We start from the raw sequence: 20,733 nt of genomic DNA on the forward strand, positions 1-20,733 counted from the left end.
GTTGCTTCCAGGCGGGCAAGCGCTCGCACTAATCCAGCTGTTGTTGGTCACGTTCTTTGAGAATGCGTTGATACAGATCGCCATAGGTGCGAGCCCGCTGCTTCCAGGAATAGTCGATCGCCATGCCGTTGTCCTGCAACCGCCGCCATTGCTTACGTTTTTCAAAAAACTGTAGCGCGCGGTTTACGGCAGCCAGTAACGAATCGGCATTGGCGCCGGTAAAAACGAATCCGGTGGCCTTGTCGATGCCAACCTCCTGAGGGTCCTGGACCGTGTCTGCTAGCCCGCCAACACCGTGCACCACCGGAATTGTTCCGTACCTGAGGCTGTACATCTGGTTGAGCCCACAGGGCTCGAATCTCGATGGCATCAGGAACAGGTCACAGCCTGCCGTGATGCGATGGGAGAGCCCCTCGTTGTAGCCCAACGTGAGAGACATTTGCCCCGGCCATTGCCGGGCAAGGCGTTTCAGGGGCTGCTCGTAACTGGCTTCACCGGAGCCAAGAACGACAAACTGGCAACCCTGTTCCAGCAAGTGCGGCATCACCGAAACCAGCCAATCCACGCCTTTCTGTTCAACCAGTCGCCCGATGAAGCCCAGTAGTGGACCGCCGTTTACCTCCAGCCCGAGCTCTTGCTGCAGGCCGGCCTGGCACTGCGTCTTGTTCTTCAAGTGATCCCGGCCATAGTGGAAGGACAGTTCAGGGTCTTCCTCGGGATTCCAGACCCGGTTATCGATGCCGTTGAGAATGCCGGTGAGCGCGTCCTGGCGGTGTCGGAGCAAACCATCAAGTCCATTACCGAATTCCGGGGTCTGGATCTCGAGCGCATAGGTCGGGCTGACGGTGGTGATTCGGTCACTGAAAACCAGGCCGCCCTTGATAAACGAAAGCTGCCCGTAGAATTCAAGCTGCTCGAGGTTCCAGAGCGAATCAGGCAGACCCAGGGCACGGAAAGTCTCGTGGGAGAAGAGTCCCTGGTAGGCGAGGTTATGGATGGTAAACACAGTGCCGGGCCTGTCGTGGTAGGCCTCGAGAAATACCGGTATCAGCCCGGTTTGCCAGTCGTTGCAGTGCACCAGATCCGGTCTCCAGGACAGGCCAGCCTCTCCCATGGCGACCATGGCGCCGACCTTTCCGAACAGCTCAAAGCGATGGGCATTGTCCCACCAGTCTTTGCCTTCCTCGTTCTTGTAGGGGTTACCGGGGCGATCAAACAAGGGCGGACAGTCCACTAGCCATAGCGTGACAGCGGTGCCGGGCAGTCGGGTCTGCCAGAGGCTCACACTGTATTGCCCCAGCTGAAACCGTGCCTTCCTTCGGGAGCCCGCCTTTCTTGCCGCTTTCAGGGCATCGGGGTAGCCCGGAAGAAGTATCTGTACGTCGTATTCCAGGCGGCAGAGCGCTTCCGGCAAACTTGCTGAAACGTCGGCAAGACCGCCGGTTTTCATCAATGGATAAACCTCACTGGTTGCAAACAGCACCCGGATCATAAAGCCGGCCTCAGAATGATCGCGCCCAGTGGTGGCAGGGTCAGCTCCACGGACCACTCACGGTTCATCCAGGGCTGGGCATCCGCAGGCATGGGGTAGGGATTTCCCAGATTACTCCCACCGTAATACTCTGAATCGGAATTAAAAATTTCCCGCCAGTTGCCACCTTCAGGCAGGCCGATCCGATAGTGGTGTCTGGGCAAGGGTGTGAAATTAACAACAATCACCGAGGTTTCGCCCTTGGCGGTGCGCAGGAAACTGATCACTGACTGGGGGGAATCATGGCAGTCGATCCACTCGAAACCATCCGGCGTGAAGCAGGCGCCATGTAATGAGACCTCCCGCCGGTAGATACCGTTCAGGTCCTGAACCAGCTGTTTAATACCCTGATGCTCCGGGTAGGCCAGCAGCGACCAGTCCAGTTCCCGGGATTCACTCCACTCCCGTCGCTGCCCGAATTCACCACCCATGAAAAGAAGCTTGGCGCCCGGATAACTGAACATGTAGGTAAAAAGCACCCTCAAGGTAGCCCTTTGTTGCCATTCGTCGCCGGTCATTTTGTTGATCAGGCTACCTTTGCCATGGACCACTTCGTCGTGGGAAAGCGGCAGCAGGAAATTCTCCGAGAACGCGTAGAGCAGCCCAAAGGTCAGCTTGTCGTGATGATACTGACGATACACCGGATCCTGCGCCAGATAGTCCAGGGTGTCGTGCATCCAGCCCATGTTCCATTTCAGGTTGAACCCGAGTCCGCCAATTTCCGGTGGCCGGGTTACACGTGGCCAGGAGGTCGATTCTTCCGCACAGACCAGCGTTCCGGGGAAGCGGCTCTGGCAGACCTGGTTCAATTCCCGCAGGAACTCAATGGCTTCGAGGTTTTCATGGCCTCCATGCACGTTGGGTTCCCACTCGCCTTCCTTGCGGGAGTAGTTGAGGTAAAGCATGGAAGCCACCGCATCCACCCTGAGCCCGTCGATATGAAAGGCGTCCAGCCAGAACAACGCGCTGCCGATCAGGAAGTTCCGCACCTCATGCCGGCCATAGTTGTAGATGAGCGTGCCCCAGTCCTGATGACGCCCTTTGCGGGGATCTTCATGCTCGTATAGCGCGCTGCCATCAAAGCTGGCAAGGGCATGTTCATCGGTCGGGAAATGTCCCGGTACCCAGTCCAGAATCACGCCGATGTTGTGCCGGTGGCATTGGTCCACCAGATAACGAAGATCGTCCGGCGTACCGAACCGACTGGTGGGCGCGTAGTAGCCCGTGGTCTGGTATCCCCAGGATTCATCCAGGGGGTGTTCGGTGACCGGCAACAGTTCAATGTGGGTGAAGCCAAGTTCGAGCACATAGGGAATGAGTTGGTCCGCCAGTTCCCGATAGGTCAGCCATCGACCCGAACCATGGTGGCGCCAGGAGGCCGCATGAACCTCATAGATGGAAATGGGCGAATCCTGCCAGTTCCAGCGACTCCGCCGGGCCAGCCAGTCGCCATCGCGCCAGCCAAAGTGGCCGCGCTCGGTTACTACAGCAGCTGTGGAGGGCCTTAGCTCGAAAGCCTGTCCGTAGGGATCGGTTTTCAGGATCTGCTGGCCTTTGTCCGTCGTGATGGCGAATTTATAGAGAGCGCCGTTACCGATGCCCGGGATAAAGCAGGACCAGACCCCAGTGCCTTCATGCAAAGACATGGGATGGGTGCCCGCGTTCCACTCGTTAAAGTCTCCGGCAACACTGACTGCGCTGGCGTGGGGCGCCCAGACTGCAAACCGGACACCTTCCACACCTCGGTTCCTGCAGACATGGGCACCGAGCACGTTGTAAATGTGCCAGTGGCGACCCTCGGCAAAGAGGTGGAGGTCGAATTCGCTGAGCGTTGGACTGTCCATAGACCGTGCTGTTCCTGACCAGATGAAGCGCTGTGAGCGTCCGTTCATTGGACGCGAAAGGGCCTGTTTGAAAAATGACCCAAAACAAGTTTGCGCCATAATTCCGTGCTAGTGTTCTAATATAGTTCAAGGCGTCAAAAACGTGGCAAACCCTTTCGGTTAAACGACCGGTCACAGGGAAGGTTTTATTCAGGGAAGCATCTATGCATACGGCCCAGCGTTTCGTCAGTCGTCTCACTCGCCAGACTCTCGCATTGGTACTTGCCGGAGGGCGGGGCTCCAGGCTCCACGACCTCACCAAATGGCGTGCCAAGCCGGCGGTGCCCTTTGGCGGTAAATTCCGGATTATCGATTTTCCACTCTCGAACTGCATCAACTCTGGCATCGGCCAGGTTGGTGTGATCACCCAGTACAAATCCCATTCTCTGATCCGCCATATCCAGCGAGGCTGGGGGTTCCTCCGTGGAGAACTGGATGAATTCGTGGAGCTTTTGCCGGCACAGCAGCGTATCGAAACCTCCTGGTATGAGGGCACGGCAGACGCTGTGCTTCAGAACCTAGACATCATTCGCAGCCACCGGCCGGAGTATGTGCTGATTCTTGCGGGTGATCACGTGTACAAGATGGACTACGGCACCATGCTGGCCCATCACGTGGAGAATGATGCCGATATAACCGTTGGCTGTATCGAAGTACCTCTCGATGAAGCCTCAGCATTCGGGGTAATGTCGGTAGATGACGAGTTGAGGGTCACCGAGTTCGTCGAGAAGCCAGAACAGCCCAAGCCAATGCCGGGCCAGCCCGGAAAGGCGCTGGCATCCATGGGCATCTATGTGTTCAGCACCCAGGTGCTCTTCGACGAACTCATGCGCGACCAGCAGATGGATGGCGAATCGTCTCACGATTTCGGCAAGGACATCATTCCCTCCGTGATCAAGCGTCTGCGGGTGGTCGCCTTCCCGTTCCGTAATCCGGTTGAGAACAAGCCGGCCTATTGGCGCGATGTGGGCACCGTTGACGCACTCTGGCAGGCAAACCTGGAGCTGATCGGAATCAGCCCGGAGCTCAATCTCTACGATTCGCACTGGCCGATATGGACCTATCAGGAACAGCTGCCGCCGGCCAAGTTTGTTTTCGATGATGACAATCGACGGGGCATGGCTGTGGACTCAATGGTAGCCGGCGGCTGTATTGTATCCGGCGCTCTGGTGAAGCATTCCCTGTTATTTTCGCAAGTTAAGATTCATTCCTATAGTGAAATCTCGGATTCGGTTATCTACCCGGATGTCGAGATTGGCCGTCACTGCCACATCCGCAATGCCTTGATTGATCGTGGCTGCCGCATCCCCGAAGGGATGAGGATAGGATTCGACGAGGCCGATGACCGGAAGCGGTTTCATGTATCGCCCAAAGGTATTGTGCTGATCACGCCCGAGATGCTCGGGCAGGATTATCCCCATGGTCTCTGACACCAAAACACCGGTTGTACTCTGCTGGCACATGCACCAGCCGTCTTATCAGGATATGCGCACCGATCAGTTCCTGTTTCCCTGGGTGTACCTTCATACCATCAAGGATTACAGCGACATGGCGGCGCATCTGGAAGCAAATCCGGACGCCAGGGCGGTAGTCAATTTTGCCCCGGTTCTGCTTGAGCAGATCGAAACCTACCTGATCCAGATTGAAAAATGGCGCCATGGCGCCGGCGAGATCGGCGATCCTTTGCTCGCAGCGCTGGTTGCAGAACAGTTACCGGAAACCGGCACGCCTGCGTTTCTGGGATTGATCGAAAAATCGCTGCGGGCCAACCGGGAACGGATCATCAACCGGTATCCGGCCTACGCGCAATTGGCGGAGCTTGCAGAGGTTTACCGCGAAAAGCCCGAGCTGCAGAGATACATCTCAAGCCGGTTTCTTTCCGACTTGCTGGTTTGGTACCACCTTGGCTGGATGGGCGAAACCATCCGCAGAAGCAGCCATTGCATCCAGAGCCTTCAGGAGAAAGGCCACAATTTTTCGATGGATGACAGGAAGGCTCTTCTCGACGTGATTTTTGATGTGTTATCCGGCATCGGCCCAAGGTACCGGCATCTTGCGCAAAAAGGGCAGGTTGAGCTATCTGTCAGCCCCTATACCCATGCCATGCTCCCTCTGTTGATCGACCTGGGTGCTGCCCGCGAGGCCATGCCGGATATCGCTTTGCCAGCCCACAGCCATTACCCGGAGGGTGAAGCGCGCGCCGCATGGCAACTCCAGCAGGCCAGGGCCGTTTTTCAGCGCTTCTTCGGTGTTGATCCCTCCGGCTGCTGGGCTTCCGAGGGTGGTCTCAGCCAGGCCACACTGGCCCTGCTGGATCAACATCAATTCCGATGGACTGCCAGCGGTGATTCTGTGGTGCACAACAGCCTCAATCTGGCCCGGCAGGACAACCCGGATTTGCCCGATGCCGGGATTCACCAGCCCTATACGTTCGGCGAATCGGATACCGCCGTCTTCTTCCGTGACGACGGTCTGTCGGATCTGATCGGTTTTACTTACGCAGACTGGCACGCCAGGGATGCCGTTGGCGACCTGGTGCATCACATGGAAAACATTGCGGGGCAGGCCAAGGGTAAGACCAAGCCAGTGATTTCCGTGATCATGGATGGCGAAAATGCCTGGGAGTATTACCCCGAGAACGGTTTTCACTTCCTCGACGAGCTCTATCGGGTACTGGCGAACCACCCCCGGCTCAAATTGACCACATATGCCGATCTGTTGGCGAACCCGGTAGCCGCACCGGTTCATTTGCCGCATCTTGTGGCCGGCAGCTGGATTTACGGTACGTTCTCCACCTGGATCGGTGACCCGGACAAGAACCGGGCCTGGGATCTGCTCTGTGAAGCCAAAACCCACTTCGACCGGGTGATGGACAACGGCAGCCTAAATTCGGAGCAGAAAGCAGCCGCCATGCAGCAACTGGCCATCTGCGAAGGGTCCGACTGGTTCTGGTGGTTTGGTGACTATAACCCGGCCCAGATCGTGAGCGACTTTGAACATCTGTATCGCCGCCACCTCGTCAACCTCTATGAAATGATCGGCTACCCGGCGCCGCCATCTGTGTTCCAGAAGCTCAGCCAGGGCAGCGGGGAACCAGCTCGCGGCGGCACCATGCGTCCGGGCCATGAGGCGGATACTCCTGCATGACTTCAGCGAACGACAAGGATCTGTTCAGTGCTCGACGGGCCGGTGTACTGCTTCACCCGACCTGCCTGCCCGGAAGCCTCGGTGTTCTGGGCGCCGGCGCCCGCCGGTTCGTCGATTTTCTGGCCGACAGTGGCATTACCGTCTGGCAGACACTGCCTATTGGACCAACACATCAGGATCTTTCACCGTACCAATCCCTGAGTGCCCACGCGGGCAACCAGGATTTCATTGATCTCGCTGAACTGCTGCAGACTGGACTGCTGGCCGACGCTGAACTGGCCCAGCCCATCGCCGAATCCCGCCAGCAGCTGCTGGCTATCGCCGCCCAACGGTTTTACGAGGGCCATGCCACAGGCCGGAAGGGCCTTGATCTGGCCGGATTTGAAGCTTTCCGGGCAAGGAATGATTACTGGCTGGATGATTTCTGTCTGTTTTGCGCAATCCGGGAGGTTCAGGAGTCGCCAGGCTGGCTCCAATGGCCAGAGCACTTGAGGGATCGGGAGCCGGCTTCCTTGCAGGCCTTTGTCGACGAGAACCAGGCCAGACTGGCTCGGATCAGATTTGAGCAGTTCCTCTTCAACCACCAGTGGCAGGCACTCAGGGACTATGCGCGAAGCCGCGATGTTTTGCTGTTCGGTGATATCCCCATTTTTGTCGCTCAAGACAGCGCCGATGTCTGGGCCAACCGACAGTTTTTCAAACTGGACGCCCGGGGCGAATCCACTGTGGTGGCCGGTGTGCCGCCGGACTATTTTTCCGAGGAGGGGCAGCACTGGGGTAATCCAATCTACAACTGGCAGGTCATGGCAGAAGATGGCTACCAGTGGTGGCTTGAACGGCTCGAAAGCCAGCGCCATCTGTTCGATCTGATCCGGATAGACCATTTTCGGGGGCTTCAGGCCTATTGGGAGATCCCGGCTGAGGCTCCTCAACCACGAAATGGCTATTGGGTTCCCGGCCCCTCTGACCATTTTCTGCAGGCCTGCTTCGACCGGTTCCCGGATTTACCCCTGGTGGCCGAAAACCTCGGCATCATCAGCGATGATGTGGAGGAACTTCGGCATCGCTTCCGGCTGCCAGGGATGACTGTGATGCAGTTTGGCTTCGACGGCAGCCCAAACAATCCGCATCTGCTTCACAATCACCAGCCCCGGGATCTTGTCTACACCGGCACTCACGATAACGATACAACACTGGGGTGGTACCGCAGCCTGGATGATCGCACCCGGCACTATGTAAATGATTATCTTGCAACCAGTGGTGAGGGGATGCCATGGCCGGTAATTGAAGCGGCGTTCCGTTCGGTCTGCTCATTGGCCGTGGTGCCGATGCAGGATTTCCTCGGTCTTGGAACCGAGGCAAGGTTCAATACGCCGGGCACCATTACGAGTAACTGGACATGGCAACTGGACTGGAATTTTCCCGAGAAAGACTTGTCGAAAACTATCGCTGAAGCGGTAAAAAGACATGGGCGCCTTCCTCCGGGCTGAGCATTTTTTGATCAGCGTCAAAGAGGCGTGACCCAACCTTCGGTATAACACACAAGCAGTATCAACAATTGGCGTTCTTGATGAGTCACGAGGAGGGAACATGGAACACAGACTCAGTAAACGCGTACAGGGAAAGCTTGGACTGTTGGTATACAAGCGCGGGATGCCGGTTGCGACCGGGCAGATCCGCGATGCCTCCAAACGCGGTCTGTTCATTGCTACGGACTACACTGACGTTCAGTTAAACCAGACGGTGGAGCTGGAGTTCCATTTTCCTGATACCCAGGAAAAGCGGTTCCGTCGCCTGAAGGCCCATGTGGTGCGGAAATCAGACCGCGGCCTTGGTGTCGATTTTGAAGGCGTCGAGAACGACAGTTTCACAATCTCTTCACTGATCAACTGGCTGAAAAACCACCAGATGCCCGTCAACTTTTCTGTCCGCAGGAAACAAGCATAGAGAATGCCGTAGGGAGGAAATCTGTTCATGGAACGACTTAAAGGTAAAGTGGCCGTGATCACTGGAGGCTCCGTTGGCATCGGAGCCGGAACAGCGCTCCGAATGGCAGAAGAGGGCGCTGCTGTCGCCATTCTCGACTGCCAGGATTCAGAGGGACAGGCCCTGGCTAAACAACTTGAAGGCCGCGGTCTGAAGGCGGGTTACTGGCACTGTGACGTAAGCAAGGAACAAGAGGTCAAACAGGTTCTGGGCGCCGTTGCCAATACCTTCGGTAGCCCGACTGTACTGGTGAACAACGCCGGCATTGCCGGGCCGAACAAGCCGACCCATGAACTCACGGAAGAAGAGTGGGATCATGTTCAGGATGTGAACGTCAAGGGCGTGTTTTTCTGCACCAAGCACGCCATACCCCATATGAAAAAAGCGGGCGTTGGCAGCATTATCAACCTGTCATCCATTTATGGGCTGGTGAGTGCGCCGGATATTCCACCTTATCATGCCTCCAAGGGCGCCGTGCGTTTGATGTCTAAAACCGACGCCCTGTTGTATGCCACTGAAAACATTCGCTGCAATTCCATTCACCCCGGGTTTATATGGACCCCGCTGGTTGAGGCGCACCTCAAAACGACCGGGCAGGACCCGGAGGAAGCTAAAAAGGCCACAGCGGCAATGCATCCTGTCGGCCACATGGGCGAGCCGGATGATATCGCCTGGGGCGCTGTCTATCTCGCCTCCGACGAATCCAAGTTTGTGACCGGCAGTGAACTGGTGATTGATGGCGGTTATACCGCTCGATGATGTCCCGACCAACCTGAGCGGAGTTCAAATTTGACCCTGGCAGCCTATACCCCGCGGTCCTTGCCGGAATCCCTGAACGGATTGTTCCAGTTGGCGCTGGACCTTCGGTGGACCTGGCATCACGGTACCGATGAGCTCTGGCGCGCTCTTGATTCGGACATCTGGGACACCACCCGGAACGCGTGGCTGGTGTTGAACAGCGTGTCCGGGGAGCGGCTGGAAGAGCTGGCCGCGGACCCCGACTTTCAGCAGCGCTACCGTGAGCAGATTCACGCTCACCAGGCTTTTACAGAGGCTGACACCTGGTATTCGACCGATTGCCCTGGCGATCTGGGCGAGGGTGTTGCCTATTTCTGCATGGAATATGGTCTGAGCGAATCGCTGCCGCTATACAGCGGTGGTCTGGGCGTCCTGGCCGGCGATTTTCTGAAGGCGTCCAGCGATCTGGGTGCACCAGTCATGGCGGTGGGTCTGCTGTACCAGCAGGGCTACTTTCGCCAGGCCATCAGCACCGATGGCGAACAGCTGGAATTCTATCCTTACAACGACCCCACCATGCTGCCCGTCTCGCCCCTGCGGGACGCTGACGACCAGTGGGTGAGGGTGATTGTGCCTTTCCCGGGACGACACGTGCGCCTTCGGGCCTGGAAGGCCCAGGTGGGCCGCTGCGAGCTGTTGCTGCTCGATAGCAACGACCCCCGAAACGAACCGGGCGACCGGGGTATCACCAGCGAACTCTATACCGGTGACCCGGAAAAGCGCCTGCAACAGGAAATGGTATTGGGCATCGGTGGCTGGCGCCTGCTGGAACAACTGGGGAAATCGCCGTCACTCTGCCATCTGAATGAGGGCCACTGCGCCCTGGCTCTGATAGAGAGGGCTTTCAGCTGGCAGGATGACCATGAAAGTGATTTCCAGACGGCTCGAACCGCAACCAGGGCGACCAATCTGTTTACCACGCACACATCGGTGGCGTCCGGCTTTGATCATTTCTCCCGATCGCTATTGCGACTGTATCTGACACCCTGGCTCGAGGACCGCGACCTGAATGTCGATCAATTGCTGGCATTGGGAAGCCAACCCTCCAACCCAGACAATCAGTCGACTGACCTTAAACTCAATATGGCCTTGCTGGCCCTCAATATGAGTGGTCGGTTCAACGGTGTCAGCCGCATTCACCAGAAGGTCACCCAGACCATTTTCCAACCCTTCTTCGCGCGCTGGCCAGCCGAAGACATTCCGGCTGACTATGTGACCAATGGGATCCACACGCCGAGCTGGGATTCTCCGGAATCCGACGCCATCTGGACCCGGGCCTGTGGCAAAGATCGCTGGCGCAGGCCTCTCCAGAGCACCTGCCCGATGACAGACATCGCCGACGAAGAATTATGGGAAATGAGGCGCCTGGAGCGCGCAAGGCTGATTACCTACCTCCGGCGAAGGCTTGCAAGCCAGCATTGCGAACAGAACCCCGGAAACAACCATGAAGCCGCGTGTGGCCTCTTGTTGGACCATGAAACCCTCACGTTGGGCTTTGCCCGCCGGTTTACGGAATACAAGCGACCAGATCTCCTGCTCAAGGATCAGGAGCGCCTGCTCAAACTGCTTGGCAGCCGCGATCGGCCGATTCAGATTGTGCTTGCGGGCAAGGCCCACCCCTACGACCTCCCGGGGAAAGACATCATCCGGCGGTGGAAAGCCTTCTCCCGGCGACCGGATGTCGAGGGCAAGGTGGTGTTTATTGAAGACTACGATCTGGGCGTGGCCAACCAGCTCATCCAGGGCGTGGATGTGTGGCTCAACTGTCCGAGACATCCGTGGGAAGCCTGCGGCACCAGTGGCATGAAGGTACTCGTGAACGGGGGACTGAACCTCTCACAGTACGATGGATGGTGGGCGGAGGCCTGGAACCCGGATGTGGGTTGGGCTATTCGACCCGGCGCCACGTTTGACGAGCTGAGCGGGTCAAACAATCACGACCACGATCTCTCAGACATGCACCAGCTCTTCGATCTGCTGGAGAGCGAGGTGATTCCCGGGTTCTATGACGTCGACAGCGAAGGTATTCCCCGGAACTGGGTCGGGCGTATGCGCGCAAGCATGGATCAACTGACGGCGGCCTATTCCGCCAACCGGATGGTGCGGGAATACGTCGAACAGTTCTATCTACCCATGGCAGAAATGGGAAGCTGGCGCAGCTCCGAGACTGCACGGGAGCTACTTGGTGAATACAGAGAAATCTCCAGGCACTGGTCCCGGTTGCGTTTCAACAGCTTCAATACAAGCGAAGATTCGGGTAGCCAGACTTTCACCGTGGAAGTCTATCTCGATGGAATTGACGAGCAGCGGATTGCAGTAGAGCTTGTGGCAGAGCATTCCGATCATGGCCCAAGAACCATTACAGCCATGCAGATGAAACATCCGCTGGGTGGTTCCCCTCATACTTATCTTTATGAATGCTCAGTGCCTTCACGCCCCGAAGGACACTACACGCCGCGCCTGCGAGTGCGGGATGAGCGCCTGAACCTTCCACTGGAGAACCCCGCCATACTCTGGCTCAGGTAGGCCTCAGCTGCGCCAGAACGCTGGCGAAAGAACGATCACAACGCTCAGGATTTCCAGACGACCCATCAGCATACCCACCGAAAGCACCCATTTTGCGGCATCAGGCAGCGGCCCGAAGTTCCCGGCAGGGCCGATGATGTCGCCAAGGCCTGGGCCGACATTGGTCAGGGAGGTGAGGGCGCCTGAAAGCGCTGTCACGAAATCCAGCTGCATCGCAGCCAGAGCAACGGTGATCAGCAACAGGCAAAGCAGAAAAATAAACGTATAAGCGATCATCGAGGAGATAATCTCATCGCTCACGGCGCGACCATTGTAATTCCGGGTGAACACGGCGCGGGGGTGCAGCAAACGCATCAACTGCTCGCGCAGAACAATCAACGACAGCTGGAACCGGAAAATCTTCATACCACCAGCGGTGGAACCGGAACAACCGCCCACGAACATCAGGAAGAAGAACAGCACGAACGCCAGAGGGCCCCACGCCGAATAGTCCTCGGAGGCATAACCAGTGGTGGTTACCACGGACGTCACATTAAACAGAGTGGCCGCGTAGTTGTGAATGGGATCAAACGGAACGGGAGATACCATCCAGCGGTAGAGCGTCAGTAACAGAGGCACAAAAAACAGGATCGCCAGAAACAAACGGACCTGCTGGTCCCGGAACAAAACACCGTGCTGGCCGTGAAGCTCCCGGACAAACAGAAAGAACGGCAGGCTGCCGATGATCATGAAAAGGGTGGCTTGCATGAGGATCAAATCATTGAACTTGCCCATGGACAGATCCGACGTAGAGAATCCGCCAGTGGCAATGCTGGTAAGGCCATGGTTAAAGGCATCGAACAGCGTCATGCCGGAAAGCCAATAGGTCGTAACAGCGATGATCGAAAACCCGACGTAAACCAGCAAAAGCCCCCGACTGAGGGTTTTCATCCTGGGCAGGGCTTTGTCTGTCCATTCTGAGGACTCCGTGGCGAACAGCCGCATGCCGCCCACTCGAAGAAAAGGCAGCACAGCAACGAACATACCGATAATCCCGATACCTCCAATCCATTGCAGGATTGAGCGCCAGATCAACAGATCCCGATCCATATCATCCAGGCCACTCAATACAGTCGCACCGGTCGTTGTAATTCCTGAAGTACCCTCAAAGAATGAATCCGCCGCAGAAATACCAACGTCACTCAGGTAGAACGGTAGAGCAGAAAACAACGCGATAATGAACCAGGACGATACCGTGAGGACAAACATGTACCGGGGCTTCAGATCCCGCGGTTTGCGGTACGTAGCGGCCATGCCCAGGAGACCAAGACCACAGGCAATAGCGGCTGATTCCGCAAACGCCATGGCGTTCGGCGCTTCAGAGCCCGCAAGCAGGATGACAGGTAATGTCATGAAAATGCTCAAAAGCACGAACATGACGCTGACAATGAAAATGACGGGGTAGAGATTTCTCAATGGATGCTCGAGCCAGCTGATACCGGGAGACGGCGTCAGAATACCTGTGGGGTCGGCCTTCCGCAAGGTAACACCGCGCGGATGCTGAAATTACCGGCGAATTAAATCGGTGTAAATAATGCGTAAATGCGGATCTTTCTGATGGCAAAACGCGTCAGTCTGGTGCAAGTTCAGCGATGTACACCGAACAATTCGGTTAAGGAGATAAAAAATGAAACACGTACGTTCAATTGCCGTTATCTTTGCCACCGGTATGGCTGCTGCAGGAGCCGCATCCGCCCAGGATATGTACAAGTCTGGCGTTGGCGGGCTCTACACAGGCCTGAACTACACTTTCATGAACCTTGAGAGCGGTAACGCGGATGCCGACGTAGGCACGCTGTCTGCCAAAGTTGGCGTGATGGCGACGCCGTATCTGGGCATCGAAGCGCGAGGCGGTTTTGGCGTGGATGATGACCGCATCGGCGGGGTAGATTATTCACTGGATAACTTCTTCGGCGGCTACGCCACGTTCAATCTGGCCAACGAATCACCCATTACCCCGTACGCTATCCTCGGCTTCACCCGGGTCGAAATCGAAGCTTCTTCGTTTCTGGGCTCAGCCACCGAGGATGAAACGGACGTGTCCTACGGCATCGGCATGAATATGGAATTTGCGCCGAACCTGTCCGGTAACCTTGAATACATGCGTTATTATGAAGACAGTAATGCCGAAGTTGATGGTCTGGGCGTCGGTATTCAATTCAACTTCTGAAACCAGGCCACCGGGGAGACTGTTTGAACCATCTGGCTCATGTATTTCTCGCGCCGGACTCACCTGAAGCTCGGGTGGGGAGCATCCTCGGTGACTTTACCCGGGGCGTCGATCTCTCGACGCTGCCGGACCCGGTGAAGCAGGGCGTCCGCCACCATCGGGCGGTCGACAGCTTCACCGACCAGCACCCCGACGTACTTGCCAGCAAACAGGTCTTCTCCCGTCAACGTCGTCGATTTGCCGGCGTTGCGCTCGATATTCTCTATGACCATTTTCTTCTCAAACACTGGGACCGGTTCAGTGAAATTGAGCAAGAGGCGTTTATTCGCGGTATATACAACGAGTTGCAGCAGAAAGAGCATCTAATGCCGGACAAAATGGCCAGAGTTACCCGAATGATGGTGTGGAACGACTGGTTCGGGGCCTACCAGGACCTTGAGAACATCGGAAAGGCACTGGACCGCGTTGCAGGGCGCATACGGTTCAGAAATGATTTCGCCGGCATGATCACGGAAATCCGCGCAAACCAGAACGAACTGGAGCATAAATTTTTATCATTTTTCACGGATTTACAGAAATTTGCAGGAGGTATTGAATGAGGTTTGTTATCAGGGTGTTGTTGGCTGTGGCATTGGTTTTCCCATCAGCGATGGCGGTTTCCGCGGAGGCCGATGGCAACAATAAACAGCAGCGACCACCGGAAACCCTTGGCTACGTTGAATGGGTAGTCATGACAGATACCAACCTGAGGCTGAAGGCGCGACTCGATACAGGGGCCAAAACGTCGTCTTTGCACGCGGTAAACATCGAGGGCTTTGAGCGGGACGGCGAGGAGTGGGTCAGTTTCCAGATCCCACTGGGTGACCACGAGGACCAGCCGACCGAGGGCGAACTGGACCATGACGACGTCATTCTGGAGTTCGAACGGCCGGTTGAGCGAACTGTCCTGATCAAACGAAAAGGTGCGCCATCCCAGAAGCGCTATGTTGTCATGATGGACTTCTGCATTGCCGGAACCACCCATACCACGCAGTTTTCACTGACAGATCGCGGCAAGTTTTCCTATCCGGCGCTGCTGGGCCGCAGATTCATGCGCGATGATAATATTCTTATCGATTCCGCAGACTCGTTTATGGCTGAAAAAGCGTGTGAATACATTATGTTGGAAGAGCTTGCAAAAAGGCATGCCGAGAATGTGGTAGAGGAAACCGACAGCGATTCCTGAACGCGGGGGCTGGGATTACTCATCCCAGCTCAGTTTTATTGAAAACCCGAAAGCCGGACAGGCGAGTTGCGTATTGGAGGGCGAGCATTTTTATAAGTTTCTCACTCTGTACTTCTACACCCCATTTAACATAATATACATTATGCGCAGTACGGTATGGGGTTTTGGGTTCGTTTCGTCGTCCAGCCTATGACATGTGGTTGCGGAACATATTACCTTTGCTGATCGCTCACCCGTGTTCAACACGCTAATTAAACAGGCAAACATCGTTCTTGTGCTCTCGTTTGACCCGATACATGGCCTGATCCGCTCCCCGGATCAAGTCACTACCTGTTTGCTCCCCACCTCGACCGGTACAGATCCCCACGCTGGCACCAATCGATACTATTTCTCCGGAAGGCAGAGTCACTGGCTGCGTGATGGCTTCGCGTAGCCGCTCGCCGATTTCAAGCGCGCTGGCTTTTGAGGTGACGTTTTCAGTGACCACCACAAATTCATCGCCTCCCATCCTTGCCACGCAGTCACTGTCCCGTGCCTCCTGCCGCAGGCGACCGGCGATTGTTTGAAGCAATACATCACCCGCTTCATGGCCGTACTGGTCGTTCACCGCTTTAAAGCCGTCCAGATCGATCAGGATTACGGCCAAAAGCTCATTTCGCCGCTGCGACCGTTGTGTGAATTTTTCGAGATGAATCATCAGGCCATAGCGGTTGTAGAGCCCTGTGAGTGGGTCTTCCACTACACGGCGTTCCAGTTCGGCCTTAGCATCCTCCAGCTCTGAAGTACGCTGAACAACCCGGCGCTCCAGTTCACGCTCCTGTTGCTTCAGGGATAGCAACAACTGACGCTGAACCTCTTCTTTTTGGCGCTTGAGCTCGTTAAATCGGGCTGCCAGACCAAAGGACAACAAAATCATCTCAATGGCGGAACCGATCTGCAGGCCGTAAACGGTGAAAAAATTGGACGGTATCCAGCCCAAATTGCGAACCGACAGCAACGCGGCGCCCACTAGAAGGAGCAACCAGGCCGTCAGGTATATCCGGGCTGCCGGAATGCGATAGCGTACACCCGCGATCCCACTGGTGATCAAAAACACAGTCGTCAGAATACCCATCGCCGACATTATCTTGAGGGCATTCTGCACTGACACCAGTAACGTCAACATAGTCGCGCACCACCAACATATCGCTATGACCGATAGCGCCTGGTCCCAGCGCGGCGCAATGCTTCGCATATTCAGAAAACTGCGGGCAAACATAACCGCCAAGGTAGCCGCCAGGGTATATCCGGTCGGCAGAATGCGGTTGCCCCACTCCCCTACCAATCCTGGCCACATGAACAGAGGGCCCAAGCCGTTCATGCTGGAGGCGGCAACACCAAAGCTAAACACAAACAACGAATACAGCAGAAAGGAGCGTTGACCGGTACCAAGAAACAGCAGGAAATTATATGCACCCAAGGCCACCAACATGCCGAAGTAGAGAGCAAGCCAGATATATTCCAAGTCACTGTCTTCGTAGAACTCGAAGGTTGGCGCCAGCCGTGCGTTGAGGGTCATGCTGGCGTGGGTGGCTACCCGCAGGTACAGCGTCGCCCGATCCCCAGGCTCAAACGAAAGCGGAAAAATTGGCTTGCGATGAGCCACAACGCGATCTGCTGGCGCCAAGGTGCGCCCTGAGCGCATCCGCTCCACCGTACCTTTCGCATTTACACGATAGAGGCTAATGTCATCCAGATAGGCGTAGGTAAACTCAAGCATTCGGTCCAACCGCGTGCTTGAGTGGGATTCCACTTCAATCCGCATCCAGTAAACATCGGGGGTGTAGCCCTGGTGGAGATCGCCCGGCACTGCTGGCCTGAAGTGGTCGGTTCCACTGCGCACTTGTTCCAACGTCAGCTCACCGCCAGGGTCACGTAACAGCGAAACAAAGCGGTCCAACGGCTGCGCCTCGTGCTCATCCAGCACAAGCAGACGTTCCGAGCTCCAACCGGAGGCCGCCGCCAAAAACAGCCATATGAGGGCAAAACATTGACTTACCAAACGCCAATCACCCGGCAGCAAACGCGCATCTCCCTGAGAATTGAACTGCCAGATCAAGCGATCACGACGCGGGAATTATAGCGGCTCTTCGCCTATACAGACAGATCAATCCTCCGGTTTTGACAAGCCGATCGTGATGCTCGCCACGTCTCCGGGGCCGGGTGGCGGAAATACCGTGTTGAAGCTTGCTGAGGCCGCTGCTCCCTTTTTCAATGGCAAGGTCGTTGGCAGCCTCAGCGTTCCAAGCTTTTTCGATAACTTTGATGTCGATCGCGGCGAGCTGACGAATAGCGATCTGGTTGAAAAGCTTGAACAGGTATTGAGTGCCTTTGCTTTTGAAACCCAGCCTGCCTAACTGTTTACCCAGCAGCTAAAAGCTCAACGCGGTTTCAGACATCAGTCGCGTAAAAGGTCGCCATCCAACCCTGTAGGATTGACCGAGCCCTTCAGGTAAGCGTGGCAGTTCTGAACAAAGATGAGCCTTTTCTTGCCGACCACTTGCGAGATCATTTGCTCGTCAACGTCCAGCAGCGCCACGATGCTCAACGCGCTTTTATTTCGAAGGTCGGAGGCTGTCGCCATCAACTCTACGGTGCTCTTTTTCTGAACGAACTTCAGATAAAACCACCGCCGCAAAAGCTCCTTCATTCCCTCTGTCGGTCCATAATTGCCCTGCGATACCTGAGTTAAAGCGGTCATGGCGCCCTCCCGAACCTAATCAACGATAGTCACTCCTTTGACTATCAGGGCAGTCTTATTGTTACAGAGAAGTCCCCTGGAGCACTTCCTGATCTGTTGGTGCCATTTAACTTTCCTGCTGCATGACAGAAAGGCGCCCTGCTCTCACGAGTGTGAAAACGGAACTCGCAAATACCCAACCGAATCCAATCACGCCGACATTGATGCCTGATACAGTCTTTTCCGTACCATTCGGATGCACCATTGATCCGCCGTATAGCCCCTGTAGGGCATAGGCTGCAAGGAAACCACCGGTGACCACCAGCGCAAGAACACTTGCTTTGCCCTTTCCATCGGCAGACATCCAGGTAAGCCACAGGGCAATCGCACCGAGAGAAGAGTTGGTAATCAGTTGCCACACTTCGTGCAATCTCGCATGGGCTACCCAGTCCGGGTTGAACACGTGGGTGTCGTTAATTTCCAAATACGGAACAGCAATGGCGTAAAGTGCGATTGATATTGTTAACAGTATCTTATCCAGCATTCTTCATGTTCCCTGTGAGTTGAAAGTGGGAAAGGGTCAGGTTTGACAACTGCTGCAAGCGCCTGCCAAACCTGGTTCATTTCGGGGGCCAGACTCGTTTATCGTTCTTCCCAGATACCCGTGTTTGCCACTTCCTCTGCAAAGGTTGCAAAGTCTTTCGGTGGCCGGCCAAGTGCCTGTTGTACGCCATCGGTCAAATGGGCGTTGCGGCCGTCAAGAACCGTTGCGAAGAGATAGTCCAGCATCCAGACCACATCCTCAGGCGCCCCGGAGTTCTCCATCTCTGTAATAAAGCTCTTGTGAGGCACGTCGATGAATGAAATCTCGCGACCGGTCGCTCGGGAAAGATCGTTGGCCACGTCTGCAAAGGTCATGAGTCTTGGCCCCGTCACTTCATAGATGCGCCCGCTGTGGTTGTCCTGAGTCAGGGCCGCAACAGCCACGTCTGCGATGTCATCGACATCAACGAAGGGCTCGACCTGATCGCCTGCTGGCAGAGTGATGGCGCCATTCAACACCATGTCGATGAATGCGCCCTCAGAGAAGTTCTGGTTAAACCAGCTTGCGCGGACGACCGTCCATTCGAGGCCAGATTCCTGAACAATGTCTTCGCAGGCTTGTGCCTCGGCTTCGCCACGCCCTGATAACAGCACAAGTCGCTTCACTCCGCGGCGTCTGGCCAGGCTAGCGAACGCCTGGATAGCGTCAGTTGCGCCAGGCATTGCCAGGTCTGGTGAGTAAGTGATGTAGGCTGAGGTTACGCCAGTGAGGCAGGCGTCCCAGCTTTTCTCGTTGGCCCAATCAAAAGACGGGATTGCTGAGCGGGACCCAACTCGAACCTCATGACCAATGCTTTTAAGCTGTTCAACGACGCGTTTCCCGGTTTTTCCGGTACCGCCTACGACAAGAATTGTTTGATGTGACTGATTGGATGGTTTCATTGACTTGCTCCTTTTTTCGTAAGTGCAAGTCAATTTTCGAGGAACAGTGTTGTTTGTTATTGCCCCAGGGTGCCAGAGTTTGTGCAGCTGGCGACAACCTTGAACCCCGCTTCAGCGAGTTCGAAGTCGATAGGATCGTGGCGTCTGTCCCGCCCAACGCTTGAAGGCCCGTGTGAACCCACTTTGTTCCGCAAACCCCGTCAGGAAGGCGACTTCGGCAAGACTGTAGTCTGTCTCGCGCAGAAGTCGCTGTGCGAGATCTTTCTGCGCCATGTCGACAATGGTTTGAAATGAATAGCCCTGCTCCGACAATCTTCTCTGCAATGTCCGGGCGCCCATCTTCAACTCGGAGGCGATTCGTGACAGCTTCGGTACACCCTCACTCAGCACGTTGGCGACAGCACGCCTGACTTGTTGCTGCAGTTCAGTCTCGCCTTTTAGGGAATTCAGTTGCAGCTCAAGATGCTGGTCAAAAAACCGGGCGATGGATTCGTCGCCCAGCTTGTTGGGTGTATCGATGCTTTCGTAACTCACAAGCATCGCATCGCGACCCGACTCAAAATGAACGGGACAGCCAAAATACGACTCATACACGCTGGTATTGCCTAGCGGCGCATGCTTGAAATAGATGGCCATCGGTACGAAGCGTGAGGCGCTTACTTCTTCGCTGATGGTCGTTACCGCCGACATGCTGGCCTCATTGGAGAGCAGCATGCCCCGAGAACCATCGCCTGCTTTTTCAAGGTTGAAGAGAAAGCCCTCTTCCGTCTTTTCGAGTGAATAGGTTTCCGCGCTACCCAGTACATGCCCGTAACGCTCTGCCCTGGTGAAAGAGCCTCGCAAAGTTGGTGCGGATTTCCACGCCAGACCAAAAGCACCGTACTCGTCGCTTCGCATGGCAGCGCCGATCCTCAATGGCAGGACAACGCCATCGGGATCGCGATCAACCAGTTCGGCAAAAAAGCCGTAATACGCCGCTGAAGACACCATCTGCGTTGGATCGATGGGGCCGTCTACCAGAAGGCCAAGTTCCCGTATCAAGTCGCGCGTTTCTACCCCCGGGCTTGCCTGACCGGCAACTTTATAGACATACAATGACGTTATCTGAGACATACCAACATAGATAATCCATATTCGTTTAGTTGTGCAACTTCATTTTCCTGGTGGTCCAGAGCGTTCCGCTCATCAGCCAATCCTGCAACAAGCACGTATACACTAGATTCA

General features: G+C 55.8%; 18 protein-coding genes. 10 read left to right on the forward strand and 8 right to left on the reverse strand.

Annotated features, from left to right (window positions below):
* Positions 1–28 precede the first annotated feature (28 nt).
* Together glgA and glgB are read right to left on the reverse strand one after the other, a co-directional pair.
* Complete coding sequence (glgA, locus tag CFB02_RS05975; protein ID WP_088557285.1) at positions 29–1,492, reverse strand: glycogen synthase GlgA; 1,464 nt, start codon at positions 1,490–1,492, stop codon at positions 29–31.
* Positions 1,489–3,375 (reverse strand): 1,4-alpha-glucan branching protein GlgB, encoded by a 1,887-nt coding sequence (gene glgB, locus CFB02_RS05980; RefSeq protein ID WP_088557286.1) that lies wholly within the window; start codon positions 3,373–3,375, stop codon positions 1,489–1,491. The genes glgA and glgB overlap by 4 nt, the downstream gene beginning before the upstream one ends.
* A 203-nt stretch (positions 3,376–3,578) precedes the next feature.
* Between glgB and glgC the strand changes: the two genes are divergently transcribed.
* The 6 genes from glgC to glgP all read left to right on the forward strand — a co-directional run bounded on the left by glgC (position 3,579) and on the right by glgP (position 11,871).
* On the forward strand, positions 3,579–4,844 hold the full coding sequence (glgC, locus tag CFB02_RS05985; RefSeq protein WP_088557287.1) for a glucose-1-phosphate adenylyltransferase: 1,266 nt from the start codon (positions 3,579–3,581) through the stop codon (positions 4,842–4,844).
* Positions 4,834–6,561, forward strand: coding sequence for a glycoside hydrolase family 57 protein (locus CFB02_RS05990; RefSeq protein ID WP_088557288.1), 1,728 nt, complete (start codon positions 4,834–4,836; stop codon positions 6,559–6,561). The genes glgC and CFB02_RS05990 overlap by 11 nt, the downstream gene beginning before the upstream one ends.
* A complete protein-coding gene (gene malQ, locus CFB02_RS05995) occupies positions 6,558–8,051 on the forward strand; it encodes a 4-alpha-glucanotransferase (RefSeq protein WP_088557289.1) in 1,494 nt (497 codons plus the stop codon). The genes CFB02_RS05990 and malQ overlap by 4 nt, the downstream gene beginning before the upstream one ends.
* A gap of 100 nt (positions 8,052–8,151) precedes the next feature.
* Positions 8,152–8,508, forward strand: a complete 357-nt coding sequence (locus CFB02_RS06000; protein ID WP_088557290.1) for a PilZ domain-containing protein — start codon at positions 8,152–8,154, stop codon at positions 8,506–8,508.
* A gap of 27 nt (positions 8,509–8,535) precedes the next feature.
* A complete protein-coding gene (locus CFB02_RS06005) occupies positions 8,536–9,306 on the forward strand; it encodes an SDR family NAD(P)-dependent oxidoreductase (RefSeq protein ID WP_088557291.1) in 771 nt (256 codons plus the stop codon).
* 30 nt (positions 9,307–9,336) lie between these two features.
* Complete coding sequence (glgP, locus tag CFB02_RS06010) at positions 9,337–11,871, forward strand: alpha-glucan family phosphorylase (RefSeq protein ID WP_088557292.1); 2,535 nt, start codon at positions 9,337–9,339, stop codon at positions 11,869–11,871.
* 3 nt (positions 11,872–11,874) lie between these two features.
* Here glgP and CFB02_RS06015 read toward each other — a convergent pair whose 3' ends face one another.
* Positions 11,875–13,287 (reverse strand): TrkH family potassium uptake protein, encoded by a 1,413-nt coding sequence (locus CFB02_RS06015; RefSeq protein WP_172835858.1) that lies wholly within the window; start codon positions 13,285–13,287, stop codon positions 11,875–11,877.
* A gap of 250 nt (positions 13,288–13,537) precedes the next feature.
* Between CFB02_RS06015 and CFB02_RS06020 the strand changes: the two genes are divergently transcribed.
* The 3 genes from CFB02_RS06020 to CFB02_RS06030 are packed head-to-tail and all read left to right on the forward strand — an operon-like array spanning position 13,538 to position 15,305.
* The gene (locus tag CFB02_RS06020) at positions 13,538–14,080 is read left to right on the forward strand and encodes a porin family protein (protein WP_088557294.1); all 543 of its coding nucleotides are present in this window, start codon (positions 13,538–13,540) and stop codon (positions 14,078–14,080) included.
* Positions 14,081–14,103: 23 nt separating this feature from the next.
* Positions 14,104–14,679 carry an ACP phosphodiesterase gene (locus tag CFB02_RS06025; RefSeq protein ID WP_088557295.1) on the forward strand — a complete coding sequence of 192 codons (576 nt, stop codon included), beginning with the start codon at positions 14,104–14,106 and terminating at the stop codon, positions 14,677–14,679.
* Complete coding sequence (locus tag CFB02_RS06030) at positions 14,676–15,305, forward strand: ATP-dependent zinc protease (RefSeq protein ID WP_088557296.1); 630 nt, start codon at positions 14,676–14,678, stop codon at positions 15,303–15,305. Before CFB02_RS06025 ends, CFB02_RS06030 begins: the two co-directional genes overlap by 4 nt.
* A gap of 247 nt (positions 15,306–15,552) precedes the next feature.
* On the opposite strand, the gene CFB02_RS06035 is transcribed toward CFB02_RS06030, so the two are convergent.
* Positions 15,553–17,367 carry a diguanylate cyclase gene (locus tag CFB02_RS06035; RefSeq protein WP_172835805.1) on the reverse strand — a complete coding sequence of 605 codons (1,815 nt, stop codon included), beginning with the start codon at positions 17,365–17,367 and terminating at the stop codon, positions 15,553–15,555.
* A gap of 19 nt (positions 17,368–17,386) precedes the next feature.
* Here CFB02_RS06035 and CFB02_RS06040 point away from each other — a divergent pair, with 19 nt between their 5' ends.
* On the forward strand, positions 17,387–17,701 hold the full coding sequence (locus CFB02_RS06040; protein WP_197694035.1) for a hypothetical protein: 315 nt from the start codon (positions 17,387–17,389) through the stop codon (positions 17,699–17,701).
* 41 nt (positions 17,702–17,742) lie between these two features.
* Here CFB02_RS06040 and CFB02_RS06045 read toward each other — a convergent pair whose 3' ends face one another.
* The 4 genes from CFB02_RS06045 to CFB02_RS06060 form a co-directional block, all read right to left on the reverse strand.
* Positions 17,743–18,045, reverse strand: a complete 303-nt coding sequence (locus CFB02_RS06045; RefSeq protein WP_227519338.1) for a hypothetical protein — start codon at positions 18,043–18,045, stop codon at positions 17,743–17,745.
* Between the two features lie 106 nt (positions 18,046–18,151).
* A complete protein-coding gene (locus tag CFB02_RS06050) occupies positions 18,152–18,568 on the reverse strand; it encodes a hypothetical protein (RefSeq protein WP_088557298.1) in 417 nt (138 codons plus the stop codon).
* 98 nt (positions 18,569–18,666) lie between these two features.
* Complete coding sequence (locus tag CFB02_RS06055) at positions 18,667–19,509, reverse strand: NAD(P)H-binding protein (RefSeq protein WP_088557299.1); 843 nt, start codon at positions 19,507–19,509, stop codon at positions 18,667–18,669.
* Positions 19,510–19,620: 111 nt separating this feature from the next.
* Positions 19,621–20,622, reverse strand: coding sequence for an AraC family transcriptional regulator (locus tag CFB02_RS06060; protein WP_088557300.1), 1,002 nt, complete (start codon positions 20,620–20,622; stop codon positions 19,621–19,623).
* Positions 20,623–20,733 lie beyond the last annotated feature (111 nt).

Origin of the sequence: Marinobacter sp. es.042, from assembly GCF_900188315.1 — a bacterium.
Classification (GTDB): Bacteria; Pseudomonadota; Gammaproteobacteria; order Pseudomonadales; family Oleiphilaceae; genus Marinobacter.

Coding starts and splice junctions, on each gene's coding strand:
- glgA (WP_088557285.1), bottom strand. CDS start 1,492: ATGATCCGGGTGCTGTTTGCAACCAGTGAGGTTTATCCATTGATGAAA.
- glgB (WP_088557286.1), bottom strand. CDS start 3,375: ATGGACAGTCCAACGCTCAGCGAATTCGACCTCCACCTCTTTGCCGAG.
- glgC (WP_088557287.1), top strand. CDS start 3,579: ATGCATACGGCCCAGCGTTTCGTCAGTCGTCTCACTCGCCAGACTCTC.
- CFB02_RS05990 (WP_088557288.1), top strand. CDS start 4,834: ATGGTCTCTGACACCAAAACACCGGTTGTACTCTGCTGGCACATGCAC.
- malQ (WP_088557289.1), top strand. CDS start 6,558: ATGACTTCAGCGAACGACAAGGATCTGTTCAGTGCTCGACGGGCCGGT.
- CFB02_RS06000 (WP_088557290.1), top strand. CDS start 8,152: ATGGAACACAGACTCAGTAAACGCGTACAGGGAAAGCTTGGACTGTTG.
- CFB02_RS06005 (WP_088557291.1), top strand. CDS start 8,536: ATGGAACGACTTAAAGGTAAAGTGGCCGTGATCACTGGAGGCTCCGTT.
- CFB02_RS06015 (WP_172835858.1), bottom strand. CDS start 13,287: ATGTTCGTGCTTTTGAGCATTTTCATGACATTACCTGTCATCCTGCTT.
- CFB02_RS06020 (WP_088557294.1), top strand. CDS start 13,538: ATGAAACACGTACGTTCAATTGCCGTTATCTTTGCCACCGGTATGGCT.
- CFB02_RS06030 (WP_088557296.1), top strand. CDS start 14,676: ATGAGGTTTGTTATCAGGGTGTTGTTGGCTGTGGCATTGGTTTTCCCA.
- CFB02_RS06045 (WP_227519338.1), bottom strand. CDS start 18,045: ATGACCGCTTTAACTCAGGTATCGCAGGGCAATTATGGACCGACAGAG.
- CFB02_RS06050 (WP_088557298.1), bottom strand. CDS start 18,568: ATGCTGGATAAGATACTGTTAACAATATCAATCGCACTTTACGCCATT.
- CFB02_RS06055 (WP_088557299.1), bottom strand. CDS start 19,509: ATGAAACCATCCAATCAGTCACATCAAACAATTCTTGTCGTAGGCGGT.
- CFB02_RS06060 (WP_088557300.1), bottom strand. CDS start 20,622: ATGTCTCAGATAACGTCATTGTATGTCTATAAAGTTGCCGGTCAGGCA.